This is a genomic window from Paracoccus tibetensis (assembly GCF_900102505.1).
GTDB classification, from domain to species: domain Bacteria; phylum Pseudomonadota; class Alphaproteobacteria; order Rhodobacterales; family Rhodobacteraceae; genus Paracoccus; species Paracoccus tibetensis.
Genome location: NZ_FMVT01000004.1, coordinates 309459 through 322386, shown reverse-complemented (window position 1 = coordinate 322386; position 12928 = coordinate 309459). Strand labels below are relative to the sequence as shown.

General features: G+C 69.6%; 10 protein-coding genes and 1 riboswitch. Of the genes, 5 read left to right on the top strand and 5 right to left on the bottom strand.

Translation table 11 applies throughout. The features are described from left to right. Window positions 1-91 precede the first annotated feature (91 nt). The 4 genes from BLP73_RS07725 to BLP73_RS07710 are packed head-to-tail and all read left to right on the top strand — an operon-like array spanning window position 92 to window position 3648. On the top strand, window positions 92-994 hold the full coding sequence (locus BLP73_RS07725) for a siderophore ABC transporter substrate-binding protein (protein WP_090742024.1): 903 nt from the start codon (window positions 92-94) through the stop codon (window positions 992-994). Further along, window positions 994-1947, top strand: coding sequence for an iron chelate uptake ABC transporter family permease subunit (locus BLP73_RS07720; protein WP_090742021.1), 954 nt, complete (start codon window positions 994-996; stop codon window positions 1945-1947). The genes BLP73_RS07725 and BLP73_RS07720 overlap by 1 nt, the downstream gene beginning before the upstream one ends. Next, window positions 1940-2893 carry an iron chelate uptake ABC transporter family permease subunit gene (locus tag BLP73_RS07715; protein ID WP_090742018.1) on the top strand — a complete coding sequence of 318 codons (954 nt, stop codon included), beginning with the start codon at window positions 1940-1942 and terminating at the stop codon, window positions 2891-2893. The genes BLP73_RS07720 and BLP73_RS07715 overlap by 8 nt, the downstream gene beginning before the upstream one ends. After that, a complete protein-coding gene (locus BLP73_RS07710; RefSeq protein WP_090742016.1) occupies window positions 2890-3648 on the top strand; it encodes an iron ABC transporter ATP-binding protein in 759 nt (252 codons plus the stop codon). The genes BLP73_RS07715 and BLP73_RS07710 overlap by 4 nt, the downstream gene beginning before the upstream one ends. A 67-nt stretch (window positions 3649-3715) precedes the next feature. On the opposite strand, the gene BLP73_RS07705 is transcribed toward BLP73_RS07710, so the two are convergent. The 4 genes from BLP73_RS07705 to BLP73_RS19590 form a co-directional block, all read right to left on the bottom strand. Beyond that, complete coding sequence (locus BLP73_RS07705) at window positions 3716-5869, bottom strand: TonB-dependent receptor (protein ID WP_217630656.1); 2154 nt, start codon at window positions 5867-5869, stop codon at window positions 3716-3718. Window positions 5870-6103: 234 nt separating this feature from the next. After that, the gene (locus BLP73_RS07700) at window positions 6104-6865 is read right to left on the bottom strand and encodes an ABC transporter ATP-binding protein (RefSeq protein WP_090742009.1); all 762 of its coding nucleotides are present in this window, start codon (window positions 6863-6865) and stop codon (window positions 6104-6106) included. Beyond that, window positions 6862-7917 (bottom strand): FecCD family ABC transporter permease, encoded by a 1056-nt coding sequence (locus tag BLP73_RS07695; RefSeq protein ID WP_217630655.1) that lies wholly within the window; start codon window positions 7915-7917, stop codon window positions 6862-6864. Before BLP73_RS07695 ends, BLP73_RS07700 begins: the two co-directional genes overlap by 4 nt. Continuing rightward, complete coding sequence (locus BLP73_RS19590; RefSeq protein WP_217630654.1) at window positions 7914-8915, bottom strand: ABC transporter substrate-binding protein; 1002 nt, start codon at window positions 8913-8915, stop codon at window positions 7914-7916. The genes BLP73_RS07695 and BLP73_RS19590 overlap by 4 nt, the downstream gene beginning before the upstream one ends. 149 nt (window positions 8916-9064) lie before the next feature. After that, window positions 9065-9279, bottom strand: a riboswitch (cobalamin riboswitch). 204 nt (window positions 9280-9483) lie between these two features. On the opposite strand from BLP73_RS19590, the gene BLP73_RS07690 reads away from it, so the two are divergent. Then, window positions 9484-11502, top strand: a complete 2019-nt coding sequence (locus tag BLP73_RS07690) for a prolyl oligopeptidase family serine peptidase (protein ID WP_175453277.1) — start codon at window positions 9484-9486, stop codon at window positions 11500-11502. Between the two features lie 320 nt (window positions 11503-11822). Here BLP73_RS07690 and BLP73_RS07685 read toward each other — a convergent pair whose 3' ends face one another. Next, window positions 11823-12899 carry an AbrB family transcriptional regulator gene (locus BLP73_RS07685; RefSeq protein ID WP_090742000.1) on the bottom strand — a complete coding sequence of 359 codons (1077 nt, stop codon included), beginning with the start codon at window positions 12897-12899 and terminating at the stop codon, window positions 11823-11825. Window positions 12900-12928 lie beyond the last annotated feature (29 nt).

The window sequence follows — 12928 nt, the reverse complement described above, 5'->3', positions numbered from 1 at the left end:
GTCGCAGATGTTGACAAAAATAGAAAGCTATTCTTGTTGCCAGCGGAACGTCGCGCTAAGCCTCGGCGAAACTCGTACAAAGGAGCACCTGATGCGCCGTCTTCTTCTGTCCAGTCTGACCGTGGCCGCCCTTGTCGCGCCAGCCGCAGCCGAGATCACCGTCGGCACCGCGCAAGGAGAGGTGACGTTGCCTGACGCGCCGCGCACGGTGGCGGTCTACGACATGGCCGCGCTGGACAGCCTGCTGGCGCTGGGCGTCCAGCCGGCAGGGACGATCGAGAACGTCACCGTCCCCGCATTGCGCGCGCAGGTGCAGGATGCCGCCCGCGTCGGCACGCTCTTCGAGCCGGATCTGGAAGCGCTGGCAGGTCTTGCGCCGGACCTGATCGTGGTCGGCGGGCGCTCGTCGACGCAGCTTGCAGCGGTCTCGCAGGTGGCGCCGGCCATCGACATGACCTTCGGCCCCGATCTTCTGTCCGATGCCCGCGCGCGGATCGACGGCTACGGCGCAATCTTCGGCAAGGCGGGCGAGGCGGCCGAGCTGAACGCCTCGCTCGATGCGCAGCTCGCCGCGCTGCGCGAGGCAGCCGAGGGGCAGGGGCGGGCGCTGATCGTGCTGACCAACGGCACCCGCATGTCGGCCTATGGCAAGGGCTCGCGCTTCGGCTGGATCTTCGAGGCGGCGGGGCTGGAGGAGGCCGCGCCGGGCCTCGACCACGCCACCCACGGTCAGGCGATCACGCACGAGTTCATCGCCGAGGTAAACCCCGACTGGCTCTTCGTGGTGGATCGCGGCGCGGCCATCGGCGAGGACGGGCAGGGAGCGGAGGCAACGCTGCGCTCGGCGCTGGTCGAGGGCACGGCGGCCTGGACGCGAGGACAGGTCGTCTATCTGGACCCCGGCGCGGCCTATATCTCGGCCGGCGGCTACTCGGCGATGAGCCTGCTGATGGGCCAGTTGACGGACGCGTTCTCGGCCGCCGACCCCAGCTGATGCGGCTGGTGCCGGCCCTGTCGATGGCGCTGGCGGCGCTGATGCTGGCGAGCCTGACCGTCGGCGCCGCCAACGTGGATCTGCGCGGCATCTTCCGCGACCCGCAGGCCATGCTGGTGCTGCTGGAATCGCGCCTGCCGCGGACCTTGGCCGTGACGCTGACAGGTGCAGCGCTGTCGGTGGCGGGGGTGCTGATCCAGGTGCTGGTCAGGAACCGCTTCGTCGGTCCCGACACCTCGGGCACGGCCGAGGGCGCGGCGTTGGGCCTGCTGGCGATCACCATCCTTGCACCGACCAGCGCGCTGTGGCTTCGAATGGGTGCGGCAGCCTTGGGCGCGATGGCCACGACGGCGCTGTTCGTCACGGTGATCCGCCGCCTTCCCCCGCGTGAAGTGATGCTGGTGCCCATCGCCGGGCTGGTGCTGTCGGGCGTTCTGGGCGCGGTCGTGACCTTCATCGGCTGGCAGACGGACCTGATGCAGTATGTCGGCGCCTGGCTCTATAGCGGCGAGTTCTCGGGCGTCATCGCCGGTCGCTACGAGCTGCTCTGGATTGCCGGCCTCGCGGCGGGGCTGGCGTGGCTGGCAGCCGACCGCTTCGTGATCCTGGCGCTTGGCCAGCAGGTGGCGACGGGGCTGGGGCTGTCGACGGCGGCGGTCATGCGGCTCGGGCTGCTGGTCGTGTCGGTGGTGACGGCGATGGTGGTGACGACGGTGGGGATGATCCCCTTCGTCGGGCTGGTGGTGCCGAACCTCGTCTCGCGCATCATGGGGGACAACCTGCGGGCCTCGCTGCCCGTCGTGGCGCTGGCGGGGGCGCTGCTGGTGCTGGCCTGCGACCTGATCGGGCGGCTCGCGATCCATCCTTACGAGCTGCCGGCGGGGCTGATCCTGGGAGTCCTCGGCGCAGGGCTGTTCCTGTGGCTGCTGCACAAGAGGCCCTCCCATGGATAGGTCGGGGTGGATGCTGGCCGGGCTGGTCGCGCTTCTCGCGGCGCTGTCGGCGCTGTGGATGCTGCAGGGGCTCGGCGCCGGCAATCGCGGCTTCGTTCTGGGGCTCAGGGCGGGCAAACTGGCGGCGCTGGTCATCGTCGGCGCGGCGGTGGCGGTGGCGACGGTGCTGTTTCAGACGGTGGCGGCGAACCGGGTGCTGACCCCCTCGATCATGGGGTTCGACGCGCTTTACGTGCTGATCCAGACGACGCTCGTCGCGAGCTTCGGCACCGCCGCCTATGCCGGGCTGCCGGCGGGGGGCAAGTTCCTCTCGGAGGTTGCGGTGATGACGGCGCTGGCTTGCCTGCTCTTCGGAACGCTACTGGCGCGGGGTGGCCGGGACGTTCCGCGCATGATCCTGACCGGTGTAATCCTCGGGGTGATGTTCCGCGCCATGGCCGGTTTCCTCGGCCGGATCATGGACCCGAGCGAGTTCGCCGTGGTCCAGTCCGTCAGCTTCGCCAGCTTCAACCGGGTGAACGCGGATCTACTGCCCATCGCCGCCGCCGTGACCGCCCTGGCGGTGGGGCTGGCGCTGCGGATGGCGCCGCGGCTCGACGTGCTGGCGCTTGGGCGGGACGCGGCGGTCTCGCTTGGGCTGCGGCATCAGGCGCTGGTGCTGGCGGCGCTTGCGCTGGTCTCGGCGCTGGTGGCGGTCTCGACGGCGCTGGTCGGGCCGGTGGCGTTCTTCGGGCTGATCGTGGCCGGGCTGGCGCATGCCTTGGCGCGGACGGCGCGGCACAGGGTGCTGCTGCCCGCGGCGGCGCTGATCGCGGCCTGCCTGCTGGTCGGCGGCCAGTGGCTTTTCGAGCGCCAGCTGGGGCAGGCCGCGACCCTCTCGGTCGTGGTCGAATTCGCGGGCGGGTTGTTCTTCCTCTATCTTCTGCTGAAAGGGCGCATCCGATGATCCAGATCGAGGGCGTGAGCCACCACATCGGCACGGCGCAGATCCTCCGGGACATCAGCACGAGCCTGCCCGAGGGAAGGCTGACTGCTTTGATCGGTCCGAACGGGGCCGGCAAGTCGACGCTGCTGCGCCTGATCGGCCGGCTCGAGCCGTTGCAGGCGGGGCGCATCACGGTGGACGAGCACGACGTGGCGCGATGTCCGACGGGCTGCCTGGCGCGGGTGATGGCGATCCTCGGGCAGCAGACGGCCATCGCCAGCCGCCTTCGCCTTTCGGAACTGGTCGGCTTCGGCCGCTGGCCGCATCACCAAGGCCGCCCCTCCGCGGATGATCACGCGCGGGTGGCCGAGGCGCTGGACGCCTTTGCCCTGACGCCGCTTGCCGGGCGCTTCCTCGACGAGGTGTCGGGCGGGCAGGCGCAGCGGGCCCATATTGCGATGGCCTTCGCCCAGGACACGCCCTGGCTGCTGCTGGACGAGCCGCTGAACAATCTCGACATGTCACATGCGCGGGCGCTGATGGTGCGGCTGCGGGGGCTGGTCGCGGACGGGGGCCGCAGCGTCGCGATGGTGGTGCACGAGATCAACTATGCGGCGGCCTGGGCCGATCATGTCGTCGCGATGAAGGACGGGCGGATCTTCGCCACAGGCGCTCCGGCCGAGGTGCTGACGGAAGAGGTGCTGTCGGCGCTCTATGACGCGTCGATCCGGGTCGGGCAGCACCACGGGCGTCCCTTGGTGCTGCACCACGCCTGAGGTCGCCTCGCACGCCGACAAGAAAGGCCGCCCGATCGCACGCGGCGACCGGGCGGCCTGCCGCGGCTCAGAAGCGCATCGACGCGGAAATCGCGTATGTCCGCGGCGCGCCGGCTGCGAGGAAGCCGCGGGCCGAGCTTGACCAGTAGGCCTCGTCCAGCACGTTCTCGACATTCGCGCGCAGCTCGATCTCGCGACCCTGCGCGGCGAAGGCGTAGCGCGCCCCGAGATCGAGCCGCGTCCAGCCTGCGACCTTTTGCGTGTTCGCCTGGTCATACCAGGTCGATCCGCCATGCAGCACCCGCCCGTTCAGCGTCAGGCCCTTGACCTGCGGCAGGTCATATTCGGCGTAAAGGCTCGCGGCCGTGCGCGGCACGCCCGGCACGTCGTTGCCGTCGAAGGCGCCCCCTTGGGTGCGGCGCAGCTCGGCGTCCAACAGGGTGATGCCGCCCAGCAGCCGCAGCCCGTCGATCGGCGCGCCCGCCGCCGACAATTCCAGCCCGCGATTGCGCTGCTGGCCGGAGAGCGAGAAGACGTTCGTGGCCGGGTCGGTGATGCCGTTCGGCTGACGGATCTCGAAGAGGCTCGCGCCAAGCGTCACGGTGCCGAGGTCATACTTCATCCCGATCTCGCGCTGGCGGTTGACCACCGCGGGGAACAGCTCGCCCGCGTTCTCTGCGACCAGCGGCGCGGTCGGCCCCTCGGTCAGCGCCTCGACATAGTTCGCGTAAAGGTTCAGCCCGTCGCGCACCTGCCATGAAGCCGCAAGCGCCGGCGTAAAGGCGCTGTCCTCGTAGAGATAGTTCCGCGCGCCCACCGGGGCGTCCGGGTTGCCGGGCCGGGTGTTGAAGCCCTGTATGCGGATCTCCTGCCAGCGGCCGCCGAAGGTGACCTGCACCCGGTTGCCGGGCAGTGAGACCGTGTCCGACAGCGCGACCGAGCGGCTGCGCAGGTCGGCAAAGGGGATCAGCCCGTCCGAGGTCGGCAGGCCCGACAGGTCCGGCGCGCCGGGCAGATAGACCGGGTCGTAGATGTTGGTCGGCAGGGTCGGAAAGCCCAGCAGCCGCGGGTTGAACTCGCCCCGGTTGTTGCGGTTCAGCGCATAGGCGGCGGACAGGCTGATGCGGTGGCTGAGCCCGCCGGTCATCACCTCGGTCCGAAGGCCGATTTCGGCCGCGCGGCCCTCGATCTCCTGCGGGTTGAAGCCCAGCTCGTTGATCGCGTCGCCATTCGGCGCGGTGATCGTGTAGTTCGAGCTGAGGAAGTCCTCGCGATAGCGGCTGGCTCCGAAGGCGCCGTAGATCGTGGTCGAGGGGGCGATGTCGTATTCGACGCGGCCCGCCGCCATGCGGTGCTCGCTGTCGTGGAACTCGAAGGGGTTCGCGGTATTGACGCGCCCGTCCGGAGCCTCGGGCACCGGCACGCCCGGCGCCACCGCGTTGAAGAGCGAGGTCGGCGCGTCGAGGTTCTGCTTGCCGGCATTGAGATCCAGCGTCGCCCGAAGCCGCTCGCCGCGGTAGTCGAGGCCGAGCGTGCCGACACCCACCTCGGTGCTGTTGCCGTCCAGCGCGGTGTCTCCGCCGCGCCAGGACAGGTTGCCCCGCACACCCCACTCCTTCAGCGGGCCGAAGCGGCGGCCCATGTCCAGGTGCGACCAGACCTGGCTGTCCGAGGCGACGCCGGTGGTCAGGCGCGTCAGATCTGCGTCTTCGGCGCGCTTGGGGATCATGTTGATCGTCCCGCCGACCCGGCCGACGCCGCCATTGACCAGCGCGGTCGGCCCCATCAGCAGATCGACGCGCTCGATCCCCTCCAGCGCGCTGCGCCGCGGGTTCGCGATGTAGGGCAGACCGTCGTAAAGCGTGTCGAGGTTCGGCACCGAGAAGCCGCGGATGAAGAACGAGTCGCGCTCGCTGAAGCTGGGCGCGTCCTGCCGGATCGAGGGCTCGTTGCGCGTCACGTCCGCCAGGGTCCGGGCCTGCTGGTTGCGGATCAGCTCTTCCGTGACGGCGGTGGCGCGGAAGGGCGCCGTCTGCACGTCCAGATCGCCGAGCGCGCCGATCCGGGCGCGGGTCGAGACCTGCCCGCCGGGATATGGCTGCGCCGGCGCGGCGATGGTCCCGGTCTGGGCCACGGCCTCCAGCGTGATCTCATCAAGAAGAACCGGAAGTTCCTGCGCGGACAGGACGGCCGGGCCGAGCGCGGCAAGCGAGGCGCACAAGGGCAGGGAACACAAGGACGGATAAGAGGAAGACATCAACAGGCTCCAGCTCAAGATGTGACTTGGCTAGCGCGGAGACAGTCCGTCAGCTTGCTTCGGTTAGGATGAGGCGCGGATACACGTCAGATCGCGCGGCTTCAATCCTGTTGTCTGCACCTCGTCTGCCTTCGCGTCAGAAGGCAGCGGCCACGGACGCGGGCAAGACGGCATTCGCGGCGATGTGGCGCCGCATGATCAGAAGGGCAGGAAGCGCATGACGCGGCTGCCGTCCTCCGGGTCGATCAGGGTGGTTGCGCGCACGCCGAAGACTCGCGCCAGCAGCGCCGCATCCAGGATCTCGTCCGGTGGCCCGAGCGCCTGCAGCCGCCCGCCCTGCAGGACGGCAAGCCTGTCGCAGCGCATCGCCTGGTTCAGGTCGTGCAGCGCGACCACGACCGAGAGGCCTAGATCGCCCACAAGGCTCAGGATCGACAACTGGTGGCGGATGTCGAGATGGTTGGTCGGCTCGTCCAGCAGCAGGATCTGCGGGTCCTGCGCCAGGGCGCGGGCGATGTGGGCGCGCTGACGCTCGCCGCCCGACAGGGTCGACCAGTCGCGATGGGCGAGATGGGCCAGATCGACTCGCCGGAGGGCGCGGGCGACATGGGCATCGTCCTCGGCCGACCACGGGCGCAGGGCATCCAGCCACGGGGTGCGCCCCAAGGCGACCGCGTCGCGGACGGTGATGCGGTCGGATGTCTCGGCGCTTTGCGCGACCAGCGCGATCCGCCGGGCGATCTGGCGCTGCGGCATGGTCGCCATTGGCGCCCCGTCAAGGCGGACGCAGCCTCGGGCGGGGCGCGTCAGCCCGGCAATGAGGCGCAGGAGCGTGGACTTGCCCGAGCCGTTCGGGCCGACGAGGCCCAGCACCTCTCCGGGCGCCAGCGCAAGGCTGACGCCGTCCAGCAGGTCGCGGCCGCGCAGGCGGAAGCCGAGGTCGATCGCCTCCAGCGTCACGGCATGCGCCTTGCGCGGATCAGGATGATGGCGAAGGCCGGTGCCCCGACCAGTGCCGTCACCACGCCGATCGGCAGGGTCTGGCCCGGCACCAGCATCCGCGCGATCACGTCGGCCGCGATCAGGAAGACCATCCCGATCAGCGCCGAGGCCGGCACCAGGCGCGCGTGCCCGCTGCCGACCAGCAGCCGCGCCGCGTGAGGCACGACAAGCCCGACGAAGCCAATGGCTCCGGTGATCGACACGAGGACAGCCGTCGCCGCCGCCGTCGCGAGGATCAGGACACCCTGCACCCGCCGGACCGGCACCCCGAGCGAGGCCGCGGACTCGGTGCCGAAGGTGAAGGCGTCGAGCGAGCGGACATGCCACATCGCCGCGCCGAGGGCCGTCGCGGCAGCGGCGACCGCCAGGCCCACGTCGTCCCACCGGACGCCGGACAGGTTGCCCAGCAGCCAGAACATGATGCCCCGCGCCTGCTCGGCACTGGCGGAGCGCGCGATGATGAAGCTGGTCAGCGCGTTGAAGAGCTGAGAGCCGGCGATGCCGGCCAGCACGATCTGCGCCGCGCCCCGCGCCGTCGGCCCGCCACCTGCCAGCCGCGAAAGGCCAGCGACCAGCGCAAAGGCGGCCAGCGCGCCCAGAAGCGCCCCCGCCGACATCGGCAGGACGGCCGCGCCCAGCCCTGCCACGGCGACCAGCACCGCGCCGGTCGAGGCTCCGGCCGAGATGCCCAGCAGGTAGGGGTCTGCCAAGGCGTTGCGCAGCAGCGTCTGCAGGACGAGGCCGGCGATCGCCAGCCCCGCGCCGCAGGCCCCCGCGACCAAGGCACGCGGCAGCCGGTAGGACCAGACGATCCCCTGGTCGATCGGGTCCACCGGATAGCCGGCGCCCCAGATCTGGTTGGCCAGCGACCGCCACACCGTGTCGAGCGGGATCGGCGTCTCGCCCAGGGCCGCCCCGATGAGCGGCGCCGCCACGACCAAGGCCGCCGCCCACAGCCAGCCCGGCAGCCGCGGCGGCCGGGCGGCCGCGACATCCACCTGCGCGCTCATCTGGACAGCCCTTCCATGGCTTCCGCCAGCGCCTCGAGGCCGTCGATCAGGCGAATGCCGGCATGCATCGCCTCGGCATCGAGGATCACGATCCGGCCCTCCCGGACGGCGGTCATCCGGCTGGTCACCGGATCGGACCTCAGGAAGCGCAGCTTCTCTTCGTGATCGTCCGCCGGGAAACGGCGGCGGTCCATGCGCGCGATCACGAGGACCGAAGGATCGGCGCGCGCAATCGTCTCCCATCCGACGGAGGGCCATTCCTCGTCCGTGGTGACGACATTGCGAAGGCCGAGCCGTTCCAGCATCCAGGCGGGAACGCCCATCCCACCGGCCATGAAGGGATCAAGCTGCAGATCGGCGGACGAGAACCACACCGCGGCCGAGGCGTCCTCGAGCTTCATCGCGGCAGCGCGACCGGCAACGGCCGCCTCTCGGGCCTTGAGGTCAGCGACCAGAGCGTCCCCCGCCTCCTGCGCGTCCATGATCAGGGCCATCTGGTCGATGCTGTCCCACAAGGTCTGGATGTCGAAGGGCGCGAGGCGCGTGCCATCCGCGCCGACGAGGTTGTCCTTGCCTTCGCAGTCGGTGGGCATGACATAGGCCGGAACGCCGAATTCTGCGAAGTGCGCGCGCGTGCCGACGGCGCCTTCTGCGCCGATCATCCATTCGAACATGGTCGGCACGAAGCCGGGACGCCTGGCGAGCACCGCCTCGAAGCTGGGCGCGTTGTCGCTGATGCGTGCGACACGGGCATTCTGCTCCTCGAACCGAGGCAGCACGGCGTTGAACCACAGGGACGTCCCCGCCATGCGGTCAGCCTGGCCCAGGGCGTAGAGGATTTCGGTCGCGGCCTGGCCGATCGAGACCACGTTGTCGGGGCGCTGCGGGAAGCTAAGCGCGTGTCCGCAATTGTCGACGGTCAGCGGATAGGCGGTCGGCGCGGCCGAGGCGGCGGTCGCCGTCATCGCCAGAAGCGCGGTCAAGGTCAGATGGTTCATGGTCGTCCTTCATCATGCGAAGAACGGGGCAGAAGAAGGCGCATCGGCACGAGCAGGGCGCGTTCCCGGCTCTGACGCGTCTCGCGGTCGGGCTAGATCACTGCCGGATCGCGGCACATGCGGTCATTCTCCGGGGCACCCCGCCCGGGTCGGTTTCGGTCATGATGGCAGGTCTCCTGACTTGCGGATCGTCGCCTCCCCCGCCTTCCCGGCGCCGGCGCGCCAGTGGCATCATGGGATCGGCTCACCGCTTACAGTTGCGGGGGCAGTCGTGGACTTGGCGCCTGATGGCTACACCGCACCACGTTCCCTTTTCACCCGATCCGGCGTGGCCGGTCCGGGAACCATCGCGGACCGTCATGCTTGCAAATGGCGCGAGGGTCAATGGAGCCCGGCACGGCGACCCGTATGGGTCGGGATCGAGCTTATCCCACTTTGAATGATCTGCCGGACGACCGCGACGCGCAGCGATCCGGACCAATGCGCTTCAGTGCCGCGCCAGTTTCAGCTATGAAGTTCCTCCTTCGCCAGCCATTCTCACCGCGAGTAACTGCCAAGGATGGTTGCGATGCCCGACGATCTGGACCTGGAAGATCCCGAAGCTCCGCGGTCGAAGGCGCTTGTCGCCGAGGGCAACGCCGAGGTGGCCCGGCGCCTGCATGACGATCTGTTCGAGGCTGACCAGCAGCGCCTCAGGGCGATCCTCGAGGATGACGACAAGCTCTTCGTCTGCGGGAAAAGGGGCGGCTACCTCTATGACTTCCACCAGAACGCGGATCATCCGCGCGGCCTCTGGCGGAGGATACCCGAGCATCTGACGCCCGCGCCCGACGCGCCGTGGGAGCCGGTCTTCGATCTCGACGCCTATTGCCGCGACACCGGCAAGGAATGGGCCTGGCGCGGCCCGATCGGACGGTCGGGCGGGGGCGGCGCCATGATGATGCTGTCGGTCGATGGCTCGGACGTGCTTGTGGGGCGCGAGTTCGATCTGCACGCAAAGGATTTCGTCGCCGGCGGCTTCGAGACGCCGCCCGCCCGGCAGTGGCTCGCTTGGGACGGTCCGGAGACCTTGCTGGTGTTCGCGGCAACGAGTCCCGAACATGCGACGCGCTCTGGCTGGCCGCGGACGGTCAGGTCCTGGAGGCGTGGCACCGCGCTGGAGGACGCGCCGGTGATCCACGAGGCCGCCCAGGATGACGTGGACGCCGGTGCCGGACGCGCGCTCGGCAAGAAGGGCGGCCCGCTCCTGCTGCGAATCTCGCACACGATCCGGTCGAGCACCCTCGCCGTCGAGATGCACGGGCAGCGCGTCACCCTCGATCTGCCGCGGCTGTCGCCGAAGATCGCGAATGATCGCTTCGTCGTGTGGGAGCCGCTGGAAGACGGCGATCATCCGGCCGGCAGCGTCATCCTGCGGCGCTTCGACGGTCCACCCCTGGAGCGGGTCATCTTCGCACCGCGCCCGCGCAGCAGCACCGATGAGCTTCTGCTGTCTCGCGACTGGCTCGTGCTGACTGGCCATGATGACCTGCGGCCTTGGCTGCGAGTCCTCGACCTGCGCGAGCCCGAGGGGGATATCCGCGAGTTGCCGCTGCCCGAGGAAGCCTCGAATATCGCAATCCTTTGGCACGCCGTCGACCCCGATGCCGACGATGACCGCGACATGCGCCTCAACATCTGGGCCGACGGTCCGCTTCTGCCGCCCAGCCTCTACCGGATCGATCTGGACGCGCTTGATGATGCGCCGCAGCCTGAGCTGGTTGCCCGCTCGAAGCCGTCCTTCGACGCCTCCGGCATGGAGGCGCGACTGGTCGAGGCCACCTCGGCGGATGGCACGCAGGTGCCCTACCACCTCGTCCTGCCGCGCGAGGCGGCGCGGGTCCCTGTCCCGGTCGTGGTGCAGGCCTATGGCGGGTACGGGATCGCCATCTCGGCACATTACCAGAAGTTCGACGGCCCCGCGCTCCTCGAGAAGGGGATCGGCGTGGCGGTCGCCCATATCCGCGGAGGGGGCGAGTTCGGCCCCTCGTGGCACCAGCAGGCCATGAGGGAGAACCGCCCGAAGTCCTTCGAGGATTGCGTGGCCGTGGCGCGGGATCTGGTGGCTCGCGGGATCGCGCCTCCGGGTGGGGTCGGCTTCGTCGGCGGGTCCAATGGCGGGTTGCTGGCCGCCGTCATGGCCACGCGCTACCCCCGAGACTGGGGCGCCATCAAGGCGGACGTTCCGGTCACGGACATGCTGCGTTTTCACCTCTACGAGGCGGGGGCGGCCTGGATCGAGGAATACGGAGATCCGGACACCGAGGAAGACGCCGCCTACCTGAGCGGCTACTCGCCCCTTCACCAGGTCCGGCCGCGCGCGGAGATCATCTATCCGCCGATCCTGATCAACGCGCCTGCCCATGACGATCGTGTAGACCCCGCCCACGCCCGCCGCTTCGCCCAGAGGCTGAAGGAGGCGGGGCAGGACGTGATGCTCCGCACCAGCGACACCGGCGGGCATGGCGTCGGCGAGACAAGTGATCGCGCGGCGACCGATTTTGCACTTTCTGCGGCGTTCTTCCGGAGGATGCTGGCGAAGCCGTGATCGGCAGCGGACGCAGGCGCAGCACGAACCCGCAACTCGCAACGGTCGGTCGACCTCCGGCACTCGCTGCACTGCAGCTTTCTTAGATCAGTCAATCCTACGGGACGTGTCGCTGCTATTGCTCCCCCGCCACAGGACTGCATCGTCCGCGCTCCTGCGCCGCCAGCGTGCGCAACCCGACCGTGGTAGGCTCCAGCCGCAGCTGCAGGCCAAGACGGCCTTGCACGGCCTCCAGCACGACCGCCATTGAATCGGTGATCCCGGGGCTGATGCCGTTGCCGTCGAGGATCAGGAGGCTGAACTGGGTCGTGCCTTGCCCATCATCGATGTGACTTGGCGGGACGCGGAGCGGGCTTCACGCCGACCAGCCTTGCGATGACGGGCGCGCCGGTGATGACGACGACGATCCGTGTCAGGTGGTGTAGCACGACGAAGCCCAGATCGGCGCCGACGACGATGGCCATGACGGTCAGCTCGGCCTGTCCGCCCGGTGCGAAGGCCAGGAAGCCCTCCAGCGGGCGCGCGAGGCCGGTCAGGACCACGAATTCGGTGAAGGCGGCGGCGAGCACGGCCAGGATCAGCACGAAGGCGAGACCCGACAGGACAAAGACGCGCAGCTCTCGCAGGGTGACGCCGACATATTGCACGCCGATCCCGATCCCGATGAACAGCTGCGCCAGCATGATCGCCTCGGCCGGGGGACGCTGCGTGATGATCCCGGCCATCGACAGGGCCGCGGTGGTGATCATCGGCCCCAGGATCGAGGCGCCGAAGAGGCCGATGCGCTCGCCCCCCTTCCAGCCGACCAGCGCGGCCAGAACCATCCACGCGAGCTGGTCCAGTGCGAACCCCCGCAGCGGCGCGCCCATCGCGCCCGACAGCGGCGCATCATAAAGCCAGACGAGGATCACCGGCGCCAGCGTCACCAACACCGCAACCCGCGTCGCATGGATCAGCGACAGGGCACGCACATCGGCCCCCGCCTCCTGCCCGAAGATCACCATGTCCTGCAGCCCGCCGGGCATGGCCGCGTAATACGAGGTCGCCGGATCGAAGCCGAGCCGGCGGAAGAACGGCACCCCGATCAGCCCGATGATGCCGACGTAAAGCGGCACAAGCGCGACGCTCATCGCCATCTGGGGGATCTGGCTCACCACCTCGGGCGTGATCGACGCGCCGACGGCGACGCCTAGGATCGTGCGCGCCGCGACGGAGATCTGCCCCAGCCCCTTCAGCCGCGCCCCCAGAAGCGCCGCGGCCAAGCAGAATGCCATCGGCCCGAACAGGAACGGCAGCGGCAGGCCAAGCGCGCGAAACACCGACGCTCCCGCCAGCGCCAAGGCCAGCGTCCCGAGCCGCGGCAGTGGGTCGATCCTGTTGGGGGCGGATCGGGTCATGGGTCTCTCCGTGCTTGACGGTCTTTGTA